Origin of the sequence: Micromonospora sp. DT47 (assembly GCF_049844475.1) — a bacterium.
Lineage (GTDB): Bacteria > Actinomycetota > Actinomycetes > Mycobacteriales > Micromonosporaceae > Micromonospora.
This window is the reverse complement of sequence record NZ_JBNCLC010000001.1, coordinates 45,179-58,318: the sequence shown is the minus strand read 5'-3', so window position 1 is coordinate 58,318 and position 13,140 is coordinate 45,179. Positions and strand designations below refer to the sequence as shown.

General features: G+C 74.6%; 14 protein-coding genes and 1 riboswitch. Of the genes, 6 read left to right on the top strand and 8 right to left on the bottom strand.

Translation table 11 applies throughout. The features are described from left to right. Positions 1 to 107: 107 nt before the first annotated feature. Together ACLQ2U_RS00315 and ACLQ2U_RS00310 are read right to left on the bottom strand one after the other, a co-directional pair. A complete protein-coding gene (locus tag ACLQ2U_RS00315) occupies positions 108 to 455 on the bottom strand; it encodes a hypothetical protein (protein WP_425748414.1) in 348 nt (115 codons plus the stop codon). Between the two features lie 121 nt (positions 456 to 576). Beyond that, positions 577 to 909 carry a helix-turn-helix transcriptional regulator gene (locus ACLQ2U_RS00310; RefSeq protein WP_425748412.1) on the bottom strand — a complete coding sequence of 111 codons (333 nt, stop codon included), beginning with the start codon at positions 907 to 909 and terminating at the stop codon, positions 577 to 579. 203 nt (positions 910 to 1,112) lie between these two features. Here ACLQ2U_RS00310 and ACLQ2U_RS00305 point away from each other — a divergent pair, with 203 nt between their 5' ends. Then, positions 1,113 to 1,787, top strand: a complete 675-nt coding sequence (locus ACLQ2U_RS00305) for a carbonic anhydrase (protein ID WP_425748411.1) — start codon at positions 1,113 to 1,115, stop codon at positions 1,785 to 1,787. Positions 1,788 to 1,860: 73 nt separating this feature from the next. Here the strand turns inward: ACLQ2U_RS00305 and ACLQ2U_RS00300 are convergent, their stop codons facing one another. The 3 genes from ACLQ2U_RS00300 to ACLQ2U_RS00290 form a co-directional block, all read right to left on the bottom strand. Further along, positions 1,861 to 2,880, bottom strand: coding sequence for a coiled-coil domain-containing protein (locus ACLQ2U_RS00300; RefSeq protein ID WP_425748410.1), 1,020 nt, complete (start codon positions 2,878 to 2,880; stop codon positions 1,861 to 1,863). A gap of 4 nt (positions 2,881 to 2,884) precedes the next feature. Continuing rightward, positions 2,885 to 3,015: riboswitch (cyclic di-AMP (ydaO/yuaA leader) on the bottom strand. Between the two features lie 166 nt (positions 3,016 to 3,181). After that, positions 3,182 to 4,531: a YibE/F family protein gene (locus ACLQ2U_RS00295; protein WP_425748409.1), complete on the bottom strand. Its 1,350-nt coding sequence runs from the start codon at positions 4,529 to 4,531 to the stop codon at positions 3,182 to 3,184. Positions 4,532 to 4,840: 309 nt separating this feature from the next. After that, positions 4,841 to 5,140 carry a metal-sensitive transcriptional regulator gene (locus tag ACLQ2U_RS00290; protein WP_425748408.1) on the bottom strand — a complete coding sequence of 100 codons (300 nt, stop codon included), beginning with the start codon at positions 5,138 to 5,140 and terminating at the stop codon, positions 4,841 to 4,843. Positions 5,141 to 5,235: 95 nt separating this feature from the next. Between ACLQ2U_RS00290 and ACLQ2U_RS00285 the strand changes: the two genes are divergently transcribed. The 5 genes from ACLQ2U_RS00285 (at position 5,236) to ACLQ2U_RS00265 (ending at position 9,968) form a co-directional block, all read left to right on the top strand. Further along, positions 5,236 to 5,478, top strand: coding sequence for a heavy-metal-associated domain-containing protein (locus ACLQ2U_RS00285; protein ID WP_425748407.1), 243 nt, complete (start codon positions 5,236 to 5,238; stop codon positions 5,476 to 5,478). Next, complete coding sequence (locus tag ACLQ2U_RS00280; RefSeq protein WP_425748406.1) at positions 5,475 to 6,464, top strand: hypothetical protein; 990 nt, start codon at positions 5,475 to 5,477, stop codon at positions 6,462 to 6,464. The genes ACLQ2U_RS00285 and ACLQ2U_RS00280 overlap by 4 nt, the downstream gene beginning before the upstream one ends. Positions 6,465 to 6,478: 14 nt before the next feature. Further along, positions 6,479 to 8,734: a heavy metal translocating P-type ATPase gene (locus ACLQ2U_RS00275; protein WP_425748405.1), complete on the top strand. Its 2,256-nt coding sequence runs from the start codon at positions 6,479 to 6,481 to the stop codon at positions 8,732 to 8,734. 195 nt (positions 8,735 to 8,929) lie between these two features. Next, on the top strand, positions 8,930 to 9,103 hold the full coding sequence (locus ACLQ2U_RS00270) for a CsbD family protein (protein ID WP_425748403.1): 174 nt from the start codon (positions 8,930 to 8,932) through the stop codon (positions 9,101 to 9,103). Positions 9,104 to 9,458: 355 nt separating this feature from the next. Beyond that, a complete protein-coding gene (locus ACLQ2U_RS00265) occupies positions 9,459 to 9,968 on the top strand; it encodes a hypothetical protein (RefSeq protein ID WP_425748401.1) in 510 nt (169 codons plus the stop codon). Positions 9,969 to 10,015: 47 nt separating this feature from the next. On the opposite strand, the gene ACLQ2U_RS00260 is transcribed toward ACLQ2U_RS00265, so the two are convergent. The 3 genes from ACLQ2U_RS00260 to ACLQ2U_RS00250 form a co-directional block, all read right to left on the bottom strand. After that, positions 10,016 to 11,272, bottom strand: a complete 1,257-nt coding sequence (locus ACLQ2U_RS00260; protein WP_425748400.1) for an RNA polymerase sigma factor — start codon at positions 11,270 to 11,272, stop codon at positions 10,016 to 10,018. Continuing rightward, positions 11,269 to 11,628, bottom strand: a complete 360-nt coding sequence (locus ACLQ2U_RS00255) for a YciI family protein (RefSeq protein ID WP_425748860.1) — start codon at positions 11,626 to 11,628, stop codon at positions 11,269 to 11,271. The genes ACLQ2U_RS00260 and ACLQ2U_RS00255 overlap by 4 nt, the downstream gene beginning before the upstream one ends. Before the next feature lie 110 nt (positions 11,629 to 11,738). Beyond that, entirely contained in the window at positions 11,739 to 12,977 is a 1,239-nt protein-coding gene (locus ACLQ2U_RS00250) for a DUF2786 domain-containing protein (RefSeq protein ID WP_425748399.1), read from the bottom strand. Positions 12,978 to 13,140 lie beyond the last annotated feature (163 nt).

Here is a 13,140-nt window from a genome sequence, read left to right as displayed (position 1 = left end):
GACGGGGTCGGCGGCCGGTGCGAGCTGGCGGGCGCACCCGTGGGACCGGACCGGGCGGCCGCGGCTGCGGCGGTCGGGTCCGACACCCGGACGGGTGTCGCGAGGGTTCAGTGCCGGGGCGGACCGCGCCGGCCGGTGGCGTCCCGGACCGGGTCCGTCGTCGCCGCCGGCGCCAGCGGCGCCGGATGGGCAGAGGCGGCGGCACGCCGGGCCGGGAGCGGCCGGGGGGAGGTGTCGGCGGCCGGCGCGTCGGTCGGCCGGGCGGTGGCCGGCAGCTCGGCGACCCGGGAGGCGACCACGCTGGGCCGGACCGGGGCGGAGGCGGCGGCGGACGGGCCGGTGGTGCCGGCGACCGCGGCGCCGAGCACCAGGGTGGTCACCGCCAGCCGGGTGAGATCGCGCATCACGCGCAGCGTCGCCGCCCAGATCGGACGGGTGGTCGCTACGGTCGGCACGCCACCAACCTAACGCCTCGGGCCGGAGTGTGCAGCGGCACGACGGCGAGCGGACGGGTGACCCGGGCCACCCGTCCGATGTGGATGGGTGGCGGTCGCGGTCGCGGCCTGACCGTTCAGCTCAGGAGCCGGAGCCGGCCGGTTCGCCGGTGAAGAGGGCGAGCAGGTGGCCGACCTGGCGGTCCGCCTCGGCCGGGTGTCGAAAGTGGCCGCTGGGGTTGACCGTGTACTCGTTGCGCCGGCCGACCCGGGTGCGTCGCAGGTAACCGCCGGCCTCCAGGTCGGCGACGATCGCCTGGGCGGCCCGTTCGGTCACCCCCACCTCTTCGGCGACGTCGCGCAGCCGGGCGGTGGGATTGCGGGCGATGGCGAGCAGCACGTGCCCATGGTTGGTGAGGAACGTCCAGTTCCTGGTACTCCCGTTCTCGTTCGCTGTAGTCGCCATGCCCGCCATGGTATGGCCCGGCCTTCGGGTTTTCGGCCCTGGCCTCCGCGCATCGTCCGGCCTGTCCGGCTTAGCCGGGTGATACCAGCGGAAAGCATGAAATCTATATCACGTAAATCTTGACGTATCTTCCGCTGCGTGTGACGGTGGGACGGCGGCCGCCTCCGTCGCCGGCCGGGTTGACCAGGCCGATCGCGGACCGAGGTGAGGCAATGGCCCCGACCACTCCGACCCAGGCGCTCGCCGAACTGCACGCCGGAAACCGGCGCTTCGTCACCGGCGCCCCACGCCACCCCAATCAGGACGCCGGCCACCGGACCGCGGTCGCCGACGCGCAGCACCCGTTCGCGGTGATCGTCGGCTGCTCGGACTCCCGGCTCGCCGCGGAGATCATCTTCGACCGGGGTCTCGGCGACCTCTTCGTGGTCCGGACCGCCGGGCACACCGCCGGCCCCGAGGTGCTGGGCAGCGTCGAGTACGCGGTGACCGTCCTCGGCACGCCCCTGGTGGTGGTGCTGGGGCACGACGCCTGCGGCGCGGTGCAGGCCGCCCGGGACGCCGCCCGTACCGGTACGCCGCCGGCCGGCCATCTCCGGGCGGTGGTGGACGCGGTCTGGCCGAGCCTGCGGCGGGCGGCCGCCGAGGGCGTCGACGACATCGACGGCATCGTCGACATCCATATCGCGTACACCGTCGAGGCCCTGCTCGGCAACTCCGCGATGCTGGCCGCCGAGGTGGCCGCCGGGCGGTGCGCGGTGGTCGGCATGTCGTACCGGCTCACCGCCGGTGAGGTGCGGACGGTGGCCGCGGTGCCGGCCGGCGGACCCGCCACCGCGGTGCCGGCCCAGCCGGGTCCCGACGGCCGCGCCTCCGCCGTCGCCGGCTGACCCGCCCCCGGGTACGCGACGAGGGCCGCCCCGCACTCGGCGGGACGGCCCTCGGTGGTACGCGGCGGCGTCGTCAGAGCATCGACATGTGTACGTGGTCGGTATGGTTCGACGGCCCGCTGTACGACCTCCACCCGGTCGCCGGGAACCAGATCTGCCGGTTCCAGATGACGTAGTAGATGCCCAGCCGGTCCGCGTTGCGGATCAGGAACGCGGCGAGGTTGTTGCCGTACATCCGGGTGTCGTTGTTGTACCAGGGAGCGAAACCGCTCCTCTGCAGCGACCAGTCGCAGGCCTTGCCCTTCGGGTGCTCCCACGGCCCGCCCGACCGGTAGCAGCCGGCGAAGCGCTTGAAGCCCGCCCGGCGGACCTCGTTGTAGGCGTGCAGTGTGCGCGGCGTGATCAGGCCCGAGGTGGTCGGGTCGTTCTCGGTACGGTACTCGGGACGCCAGTCGCCGTCCGCCGTCCGGCCCGGCCCGATCCGGGCGACCGGTGACGTCGCGTTGACCAGGCCGCCGGTGAAGCCCTCGCCGCCGACCAGCGCGAGGGCCTTCTCCGCCTCCCGACTCTCCCGGGCCATGTCGTTGGTGAGCCGCTGCTGCTCGCGCACCTCGCCGTCGAGCGCCAGCTTGGCCTGTTCCGCGCGGTTCTTGGCGGCGGTGATCCCGCTGAGCTTCTGCGCGTTGACCATGTTCAGCTCGTCAAGGGCGGAGGCGCGCTTGACGAACGAGTCGGGGTCACCGCTCTCCAGCAGCATCGCCACCGCGCCGATCCGGCCGGTCCGGTAGGACTGCGCCGCGATCTGGCCCACCCGCGGCCGCAGCGCCTCCAGCTCGTCCTGGGCGCGGCGTACCTCGAGTGCGAGCTGCCGTTGACGCTTCTTCGACTTCTCCAGCTGCGACTTCGCCTTGGAGTACTCGCGGTTGCGCAGCTCGATGACGTCGGTGAGCAGCTTGGGCTCCCCGTCCTCCTCGTGCCCCGACGGGGTCGGGGTGGAGGGCGCGGCTATCGCGGGGGCCGGCCCGGCGACGATCGCCAGGGCGGCGAGCACGGCCACCACCGGTGTCAACCAGCGGCGCAGGGGTGCCGTCACAGTGTTCCCTTCCCTCGACCGCCGACCGAGTTAGCTGACGGGTTCGGGACGGAAGTGGCCCCTACCGCTGTCGCGGATTCACCCCAGATACCTGGTTCCCCGGCTCGCCGTGCGGCGATTGGGCGGTGGCACCGCAGGCGCCGCTGCGCGCCTTCGGCGGTGACCGGCAGCGAGGTTACCCGAGAGGAGTACCAGGGATCTACGTCCAGAACCCGACTAAACGCGTTATTTCGCAATGGCGGTGCGTGATCAGTGACGCGGTTATCAGCCTCCGCGCCGCGGGCGGTCACGCAGCGGAGTGTCACCATGCCGTGTCCGTGTTCCTTTCCGGGTCGGGCCACCGAGCGGGGGCCGGGGTGGACGTGCGGCCGTGCCGCGGCGCGCTGAGCGCCTCCAGCGCCGCGGCACGGTCGACCGGGGGGCGGGGCGTGGGCGCCGGGCCGTCCGGCGGCGCCGAGTCGGGGGCGGGTCCGCGTCCGGCGGTGGTGACCAGCGCGGCCAGGCCGGTGGTCAGCGGCACGGCCGCCACCAGGCCGAGCGTCGCCACCGCGCTGCGGACGATCTCCTGGGCCAGGAACTCGCTGGTGAGGATCTGGCTCACCGGCCGACTGTCGGCGGTCAGCAGGAGCAGCAGCGGCAGCGAGGCGCCGGCGTACGCCAGCACGATGGTGTTGACCGTGGACGCGATGTGCGCCCGGCCGACCCGGGTGGCGGCCCGGTAGAGCTGCAACCGGGACAGCCCGGGGTTGGCGTGGGCCAGCTCGGTGACGGTGGCCGCCTGGGTGACGGTGACGTCGTCGAGGACGCCCAGCGAGCCGATGATGATGCCGGCCAGCAGCAGGCCGTGCAGGTCGACGTCGCGCTGGTACATCGACAGCGTGGTGGCCTCCTCGCTGCCGTACCCGGTCAGGTGGGTGGCGGCGGTGGCCAGCGTGCCGAGGATCCCGGTCAGCACCAGGCTGCCGAGCGTGCCGAGCACCGCGACCGAGGTTTGCGCGGTGACCCCGTGGGTGAGGTACAGCACCACGAACATGATCAGCGCCGAACCGGTGATCGCGATCAGCAGCGGTGAGCCGCCGGCGGAGATGCCGGGCACCACGAAGGCCAGCAGGATGGCGAAGCTGGCGGCCAGGCCGGCCAGCGCCGCCAGCCCGCGCAGCCGCCCGAACGCCACGATCGCCGCCGCGAAGAGCGCCACCAGCCAGACCAGCGGCTTGCCCCGCTGGTGCTCGGCGATGTTCCAGCTGCTGGCCGTCGGGTCCGCCGGGTCGGAAAGCTTGACCAGCACGATCTCGTCGTGCACCGCCACGGTGGGCGCGCCCGGCCCGGACGGCATCGGGGTCTCCACCTGCTTCCCGGCGTCCGGCCCCTGCTCGACCTTGACGGTCACCGTGCCGCACGGCCCACCGGCCACCCCCGGCGCCCCCTCGGGGACCTCCGGCGTGGGCGGGCAGGGCTCGTTCACCACCCGGGTCACCGTGCCGTGGTAGCGCGGCACGTCACCCCCGCCGTCCGGCTCCCGGGTGTCCTGCGGCCAGAGCACCAGCGCGGCGATCACCGTGATGACGAACAGCGGGACCACCGTCGCGACGAGGATCCGTCGCACCCGGCGCGGGGTGGACGGAGCGGGACGGGTGTGGTCGGCGCCCATGGTGAGTCTCCTGACGATCCGGGGCAGGGTACGTGTCAGCCGGCTGGTCGGTTCACCGGCGGCACGGCCGGACCGGGACACGGGCCCGGGCGTCGACCCGGGGTGCCGGCGTCGTCACGTACGGCGGGCGGACGGCGCGGTGGCCCGGAAGGCGGCACGCCCGCGCGCAGCACGACCGGGACGCCGCCCACGGGAGCCGGCCCCCGGCGCGGTGCGCGGGCGGCGATGGCGGTGGACGGAGGGTCATCGTTGGAGAATGGTAGCCATCCCGGCCGCTGGTCCGCCCGGCTCGCCGACCGGGTGTCCGGGTCAGCCGCGCTTCATCAGGCGGCCGACGGCGGCCATCATCTCGCCGGCCATCTCGTCGGCGCGGCCCTCGGCCGCCCCCTCCCGCATGCAGTGCCGGGCGTGCCCGTCCAGCAGCCCGAGGGCGACCTTGTCCAGGGCGGCCTGGATCGCGGAGATCTGGGTGAGCACGTCGATGCAGTACCGGTCGTCGTCGACCATCTTCTCGATGCCGCGGACCTGGCCCTCGACGCGGCGCAGCCGCGCGAGCAGTTGGTCCTTGCTGGCGGTGTAACCCCGGGTCGGGGTGCTCGGTGTGGTCATGGCGACAAGGATAGCCTACCCCCGGGGGGTATGCTACGGTCTCCGGGCAAGCTACCCCTGGGGGGTATAGCATCGGAGCTGGGAGGAGAACTGCCATGGTCACCACCACGTACCAGGTGCAGGGCATGACCTGCGGGCACTGCGTCAACTCGGTGAGCGCCGAGGTCGGCGCGATCGAGGGCGTCACCGGCGTCGAGGTCGACCTGGCCACCGGCCGGGCCACCGTCACCAGCCAGAGCCCGTTGGACACCGACTCCGTGCGCGCCGCGGTCGACGAGGCCGGCTACGACCTCGTCGGGGCGGGACGGGTCACCGACGAAACCGAGGTACCACGATGAACACGGCTACCAGGCTGAGCGGCTTCGCCCTCGGCCTCGCGGCGGTGTTCGGCGCGGCGTACGGGGTTGGCCACCTGGCCGGCCCCGTCACCCCGGCCGCCGACACCCGTCACGACTCCGCCGGCGCCGGCCACGACGCCGACGACTCCGGCGGCCACGACGGCACGGCCACGGCGCACCTGCCCGGCGGCCTGCTCGTCTCCGACCGCGGCTACACCCTGCAACCGGTGGCCGCCCCGACCGGGCAGTTCGCCTTCCGGGTCACCGGTCCCGACGGCGCGCCGGTGACCCGCTACGACGTGGCGCACGACAAGCGGATGCACCTGATCGTCGCCCGGCGGGACCTGTCCGGCTTCCGGCACGTCCACCCCGAGCTGGGCGCCGACGGCACCTGGCGGGTCGACTCGCCGCTCGGTGGGCCGGGCGTGTGGCGGGCCTTCGCCGACTTCACCCCGTCGGGCGGGGAGCCGCTCACCCTCGGGGTCGACGTGACCGTCCCCGGCCCGCTGGCGCCCCGGCCGCTGCCGGCGCCCGCGACCAGGACCACGGTCGACGGCTACACGGTCACCCTCAGCGGGACGCCGCAGCCGGGGCGCACCAGCCCGCTCACCCTGACCGTCAGCCGGGACGGCCGGCCGGTCACCGACCTGGAGCCCTACCTCGGGGCGTACGGTCACCTGGTGGCGCTGCGCCAGGGTGACCTGGCGTACCTGCACGTGCACCCGGAGGGCGCGCCCGGCGACGGGCGGACCCCGGCCGGGCCGGCGGTGACCTTCTCCGCCGAGGTGCCGTCCGCCGGCGCCTACCGGCTCTACCTGGACTTCCGGCACGGCGGGGCGGTGCACACCGCGGAGTTCACCGTGCTGGCCGGCGCCACCGCCCCGGCCGCCGGCACCGCCACCACCGGCGGCACGCCGACCGCCACGGGCGGCCCGACACCCACCCCGACCGCCGGCCACGGCGCCCCCGGTCACGGGCACAACTGACAGGAGGTGCGGCGATGACATCCACCGCGAAGTCCCTGCCGGTCGCGCCGAATCGGATCGAACTCGCGATCGGCGGCATGACCTGCGCGTCCTGCGCCGCCCGAATCGAGAAGAAGCTCAACCGGATGGCGGGCGTGACCGCGACGGTCAACTACGCCACCGAGAAGGCCACCGTCCAGTACGCCGAGGAGGTCACCCCGGACGAGTTGATCGCCACGGTGGAGAAGACCGGCTACACCGCCGTCCTCCCGCCGCCGCCCGCCCCGTCCGGGGCGGAGCCGACCGGCGAGCCGGTGGACGAGCTGCGCGGCCTGCGTACCCGGCTGTGGGTCTCGGTCGCGCTGACCGTGCCGGTGATCGTGCTGGCGATGGTCCCGGCCTGGCAGTTCACCTACTGGCAGTGGCTCTCGCTCACGCTGGCCGCCCCGGTCGTCGTTTACGGCGGGCTGCCGTTCCACCGGGCCGCCTGGATCAACCTGCGGCACGGCGCCGCGACCATGGACACGCTGGTGTCGCTCGGCACCCTGGCCGCGTTCGGCTGGTCGCTCTGGGCGCTCTTCCTCGGCGACGCCGGGATGCCCGGGATGACCCACCCGTTCCGTCTCGACATCACCCGCACCGACGGCGCCGGCAACATCTACCTGGAGGCGGCGGCCGGGGTGACCGTCTTCATCCTGGCCGGCCGGTATTTCGAGGCCCGCTCCAAGCGGACCGCCGGCGCCGCCCTGCGCGCCCTGCTGGAGTTGGGCGCCAAGGACGTCGCGGTGCTGCGCGGCGGCACGGAGACCCGGATCCCGGTCGACCAGCTCGCGGTGGGGGACCGGTTCGTGGTCCGGCCCGGCGAGAAGATCGCCACCGACGGCGTGGTCGACGAGGGCACCTCGGCGGTGGACGCCAGCATGCTCACCGGCGAGTCGGTGCCGGTCGAGGTCGGTCCGGGCGACACCGTGGTCGGCGCGACCGTGAACGCCGGCGGCCGGCTGGTGGTCACCGCCACCCGGGTCGGCGCGGACACCCAGCTCGCCCAGATGGCGAAGCTGGTCGAGGAGGCGCAGACCGGCAAGGCGGCCGTGCAGCGGCTGGCCGACCGGATCTCCGGCGTGTTCGTGCCGATCGTGATCGCCCTGGCCGCCGGCACGCTGGGCTGGTGGCTCGGCACCGGGGCGGGGCCGACCGCCGCGTTCACCGCCGCGGTGGCCGTACTGATCATCGCCTGCCCCTGCGCGCTCGGCCTGGCCACCCCGACGGCGCTGCTGGTCGGCACCGGGCGGGGTGCCCAGCTCGGCATCCTGATCAAGGGGCCGGAGGTGCTGGAGTCCACCCGCCAGGTCGACACCGTGGTGCTGGACAAGACCGGCACCGTCACCACCGGCCGGATGACCCTGGTCGACGTGCTCCCCGCCGCCGGTGAGGACCGCGCCGAGCTGCTCCGGCTCGCCGGTGCGCTGGAGGCCGGCTCCGAGCACCCGATCGCCCGGGCGGTCGCGGCGGGTGCCGCCGAGGCGGGCATCCTGCCGGCGGTCACCGGGTTCGCCAACGTCGAGGGGCTCGGCGTCACCGGCACGGTGGACGGCCGGGAGCTGATGGTCGGGCGGCTGCGGCTGCTGCGGGAGCGGGGTCTGGACGTACCGGAGGAGGTGGCGCGGACGGCGACCGACGCGGAGGCCACCGGCCGGACGGCGGTGGTGGCCGGCTGGGACGGCCGGGCGCGGGGCGTCCTGGCGGTGGCCGACGTGGTCAAGCCGACCAGCCGGGCCGCGATCGCCGGGCTGCGCGGGCTGGGCCTGACCCCGATCCTGCTCACCGGCGACAACGCCACGGTCGCGAAGGCGGTGGCGGCCGAGGTCGGCATCGACGAGGTGATCGCCGAGGTGCTGCCGGCCGACAAGGTGGACGTGGTCAAGCGGCTCCAGGCCGAGGGGCGGACCGTGGCCATGGTCGGCGACGGGATCAACGACGCCGCCGCCCTCGCCCAGGCCGACCTGGGCCTGGCCATGGGCACCGGCACCGACGTGGCGATCGAGGCGTCCGACCTCACCCTGGTCCGCGGCGACCTGACCGCGGCGGTCGACGCCATCCGGCTCTCCCGGCGCACCCTCGGCATCATCAGGGGCAACCTGTTCTGGGCCTTCGCCTACAATGTGGCCGCCCTGCCGCTGGCCGCCGCCGGCCTGCTCAACCCGATGATCGCCGGGGCCGCGATGGCCTTCTCGTCGGTCTTCGTGGTCGCGAACAGCCTGCGGCTGCGGGGGTTCCGCCCGGTCGCCTGAGTCGCGACGCGCGCCGCCGGTCCCCGTCCGCGAGGCCCGGCGGCGCCGTCGTGCTCTCCGGGGGTACGCGGGGCGCCACTGTGGTCGGCCGCGCACTCGGTGACCGTCGGTGATCACCCGTCCGTGGAGCGAGTTTCCCGATCGGACGGTGGGGTACATCCAGGACGTCGGATGAACTGCTACTTGGAGGTTCGCATGGGTATCGACGACAAGATCGACAACGCGTCCGAGAACACCACCGGCAAGGTCAAGGAAGGCGTCGGCCGGGCGACCGACAACGAGCGCCTCGAGGCCGAGGGCCGCAACGACCAGGCGGACGCCAACCTCAAGCAGGCTGGCGAGAAGATCAAGGACGCCTTCAAGAGCTGACGAACGCTTTCCGCGACGCCGGGCCGACACTCGTCGGCCCGGCGTGCTGCGCGTCGGGTCGCCACCTCCGCCGCACGGCGCGGCCGGTAGGTGCCGGTGCCGCCGCGCGGACAGCGGAGAGTGACCGTCGTCGGGGCAAGGTCTCGACGGGCGATATGACTCAGAGTCATGAATATGCCTCTGCGGCATCACCGGCTCACCTGCCATGCCAGCCGGCCGGCCCGGTGGCCGCCGAGCGGCTCGTGATCGGCCGGTCGCGCCACGACCGGTGTCGCGCGGCTGATGCGACCGGGCCTCGCTCCACGCCGACGTACGCCGTCCCCGCCGGACGGCCGACAACCGAACGGGGAAGCCGATGTTCCGCAGCTCCGCCAGCACCCTCGCCCTGGTGACCCTGGCCGCCCTCGCAGCCGGATGCCAGAACGCCGGGGACGACCAGCCGCAGAGCGTCCCCGCCACCACTGGTGGCACGCCCACGGCCGGCGCCACGCCGACGGTCCTCGTCGCGCCCACCGCGAGCGCCTCCCCGTCCGTGGGTACCGCGGCCAACACCGCCGCCGTCTGCCGGGCGGTCGACCAGCTGATCATCGACGGCAGCCGGAGGATCGCCGTCGACTCGTCGGCGGCCACCGAGCGGGAGCTGACCCCGGAACAGCTCAACGGCCAGCTCAATGGCAGCCTGGCTCGGCTCGCCGACGACGTGCGCGACGAGGGCGCGAAGGCCGAGGACCCACGGATCAGGAGACTGTTGACCGACGTCGCGGGGCGGCTCGACGCGGGCGCCGAGGCGACCAGCCCGGCGAAGTGGATGCAGACCAGCTTCGTCGACATCCCACAGCGGCTGACCCGCGACTGCCACGTCTGACGCCCACCGTCCGGGGCGGACGGCAGGTCAGCGGAGCACCCGGTAGGTCAGGTGCGTGACGGTCGGGCCTCGCCCAGCCCGGCCGCCCGCAGCTCCAGGTAGCGCCGCTCCGGGAGGCTGGTGGTCCGCCGGGCGGCGGTCAGGCACGCCTCCCGCGCCGCCGCCGGCTCCCCGGCCAGCTCCAGCAGGTGGGCCCGGACGGCGGCCAGCCGGTGGTGGCCGGCGATCCGTTCGTCGGCGTCGAGCGGGGTGAGCAGGGCGAGCCCGGCGTCCGGTCCGTCCACCATGGCCACCGCAGCGGCCTGGTTGAGGGTGACCATCGGGTTGGGCGCCACCGCCGCGAGCACCCGGTAGAGCGCGACGATCTGCGGCCAGTCGGTGTGCTCCGCCGTCGGCGCCTCGGCGTGCACCGCGGCGATCGCCGCCTGGAGCTGGTACGGGCCCGGCGGTGACCAGGTCAGCGCCTCGGTCACCAGGGCCACCCCCTCGTCGATCGCCGCCCGGTCCCACCGGGAACGGTCCTGCTCGGCGAGGGGCACCAGCTCGCCGGTCGGCCCGGTACGCGCCGCCCGGTGCGCGTCGGTGAGCAGCATCAGCGCCAGCAGTCCGGCCACCTCGCCGTCCCCGGGCAGCGCCCGGTGCAGCTGCCGGGCCAGCCGGATCGCCTCCGCAGTCAGCTCGGCCCGGTGCAGCTGGGACCCGCTGGACGCGGTGTAGCCCTCGTTGAAGATCAGGTAGAGCACCTGGAGCACCGCGCGCAGCCGCTCGTCCCGTTCGGCCGGCGACGGCAGGACGAACCGTGCCCCGGCCGCCTCGATCCGCTGCTTGGCACGGCGGATGCGCTGGCTCATCGTGGGCTCCGGCACCAGGAACGCCCGGGCGATCTGCGCGGTGCTCAGCCCAGCGACCGCCCGCAGGGTCAGCGCCACCTGCGCCGACCGGGGCAGCGCCGGATGGCAGCAGAGGAAGAGCAGGGTGAGGCTGTCGTCCCCGGTGGACGGTTCGGCGTCGGCGGGCGGGGCGACCGTCGCGTACCCCGGCTCCCGGAGCGCGACCGCGACCTCGCGCTCCCGGCGGGCCCGCTCGCTGCGCCACTCGTCGGTCAGCCGCCGAGCCGCGACGGTGAGCAGCCACCCCTGTGGGTGCTCCGGCACGCCCTGCTCCGGCCACCGGGTGGCGGCCGCGAGCAGCGCCTCCTGGACCGCGTCCTCACAGGCGGAGAAATTTCCGTGCCGGCGGGCCAGGGTGCCGAGGACCTGCGGCGCCAGGGTGCGCAGCAGGTCCTCCACCTCCCGGACAGTCACATCTCGGTCCCGGCCTCGTCCATCACCGGCCGTACCTCCAGCACACCGAAGCCCATCCGGACGTCGGGCCAGCGGGCGGCGATCTCGGCGGCCCGCTCCGGGCTGTCGCAGTCGACCATCAGGTAGCCGGCGAACTGCTCCTTGCTCTCCAGGAACGGCCCGTCGGTGATTTCCGGCCGGTCCCCGGCCAGCCGCACGGTACGGGTCTGCGACGGGTCGGCCAGCGCCTGGCCGCCGACCAGCTCACCGGAGGCGGTCAGCTCCTTCATGATCTCGTCGACCTCGCCGAAGAGGGCGGTGCGCTCCTGCTCGGAGAGCCCCTCGACGAAGCCGGGCCGGTTCCAGATCAGCAACATGTACTTCACGGCAGCGCTCCTCAGGTACGGCCACGACGTGGCCTCTCGGCAGGGGATCGGAGCCGGCGGCCCGGATCCGACACGGGTACCGCAGGATTTTCCCCGAAAGGTCAGCGCCGGCCGGGCAGCGGCCGGGGCGGCGGCGCGCCGACGGCCAGCGACGCGCGGTCGGCGGCGGAGGTGCCGGAGTGCCAGCCCTCGGCGTCCCGGACCGTCAGCCGGGCCCGGGTGACCCCGGGGAAGAGGGTCTCCATCCGCTGGCGGACCGCGTCGGAGCGGGCGGCGAGGACGGGGAGCAGCCGTTCCGGGCCGGCGGCGTCGGCGGCCTGCCGGTTCGCCGCCTCGGTCGCGGCCCGCAGCCGCTCGCCGATACGCAGCGCGAACGCGTTGAGGAACGACTCGTCGTACCCCTTGGTCCGCCGGCCTTTCGCCTTCCGCTCGACCCGCCCGCGCAGCATGGCGGCGGTGGCCTGGACCAGCAACGAGGTGTAGAGCAGCTCGACCGCCTCCAGGTCGCCCTCGAAGCCGAGCACGGTGGCGAAACCGAGGTCGTCGGACCAGATCGACTCGCACCGGTTCGCCGCCGCCACCTCCTGCACCAGCAGCGCCTTGGCGCCCGCGTACGGGGCGTCGGCGCCGAGCCGGACCCCGCCGGGCAGGTCGGGGCGTTCGGCGGCCGCCTCGACCAGCGCCCGGTCCAGGCTGTGCCGGGCGATCAGTTCCTGCGCCTTGCCGGTCAGCGCCTCCGCCTCGGCCGGGAAAGTGGTCGACTCGGCCTTGGCCAGCAGCGCCCGTACCCGGTCGAGGATCCGCGAGCCGCTCGGCCCGGCGGCGTTCCGGCGCGCGACGGTGGGCCCTCCGCCACCCGGCGGCGGGCGCAGCACCGCGACCGCGGGCAGGCCGTCGAGCAGGGCCAGCACCTCGACCGCCTCGCGCAGCGCGGTGATCCGGTCCTCGCCCTCGCGGGCCGCCCAGCGGGCCAGCCAGCCGGCGTCGTCGTCCCACCACACCCGGGCGTCGAGGCCGTCGAGCTGCTCGTCCCACCAGGGCGGGACGTCGCCGGCCTGCGCGCGCCGCTGGGCGGCGAGCGCGTCCACCACGAGCCGGCCGGGGCGCGGGCCGAGCCGGCGCGGGACGATCCGGGCCACGTCGACCGGCTGCCAGCCGCGTGGCCAGAGCCGGGCCAGGGTGGCGACCAGGCGACCGAGCAGGGCGGCGTCCACCGCCGCCGCGCCGTCCGCGGCGCCGGTGCCGACCACCAGCCGGTCCAGCTTCCGCTCCGCGTCGCGTACGTCGGTGCCGCGCACCGCCGCGACCGCGGCGGCGATGAGGGCGTCGGCGTCCGGCACGGGTGGTCCTTTCCGAGGGGTGACGGGCCGGGGTTGTCCGGATCGTCGGGAGTGTCTGCCCGGCAACGGTACCGGGTGCGGAATCGGTGCCCGGATCACTCAACCCTTCGGGCTGCGCCCGCGTACTCCTGGCCGGAGCGACCGACCGGGACGGAGGCGAGGG

Bases quoted from the DNA above. Each gene is read 5' to 3' on its own strand.
- ACLQ2U_RS00310 (WP_425748412.1), bottom strand. From the start codon at position 909: ATGGCGGGCATGGCGACTACAGCGAACGAGAACGGGAGTACCAGGAAC.
- ACLQ2U_RS00305 (WP_425748411.1), top strand. From the start codon at position 1,113: ATGGCCCCGACCACTCCGACCCAGGCGCTCGCCGAACTGCACGCCGGA.
- ACLQ2U_RS00295 (WP_425748409.1), bottom strand. From the start codon at position 4,531: ATGGGCGCCGACCACACCCGTCCCGCTCCGTCCACCCCGCGCCGGGTG.
- ACLQ2U_RS00290 (WP_425748408.1), bottom strand. From the start codon at position 5,140: ATGACCACACCGAGCACCCCGACCCGGGGTTACACCGCCAGCAAGGAC.
- ACLQ2U_RS00285 (WP_425748407.1), top strand. From the start codon at position 5,236: ATGGTCACCACCACGTACCAGGTGCAGGGCATGACCTGCGGGCACTGC.
- ACLQ2U_RS00280 (WP_425748406.1), top strand. From the start codon at position 5,475: ATGAACACGGCTACCAGGCTGAGCGGCTTCGCCCTCGGCCTCGCGGCG.
- ACLQ2U_RS00275 (WP_425748405.1), top strand. From the start codon at position 6,479: ATGACATCCACCGCGAAGTCCCTGCCGGTCGCGCCGAATCGGATCGAA.
- ACLQ2U_RS00270 (WP_425748403.1), top strand. From the start codon at position 8,930: ATGGGTATCGACGACAAGATCGACAACGCGTCCGAGAACACCACCGGC.
- ACLQ2U_RS00265 (WP_425748401.1), top strand. From the start codon at position 9,459: ATGTTCCGCAGCTCCGCCAGCACCCTCGCCCTGGTGACCCTGGCCGCC.
- ACLQ2U_RS00255 (WP_425748860.1), bottom strand. From the start codon at position 11,628: ATGTTGCTGATCTGGAACCGGCCCGGCTTCGTCGAGGGGCTCTCCGAG.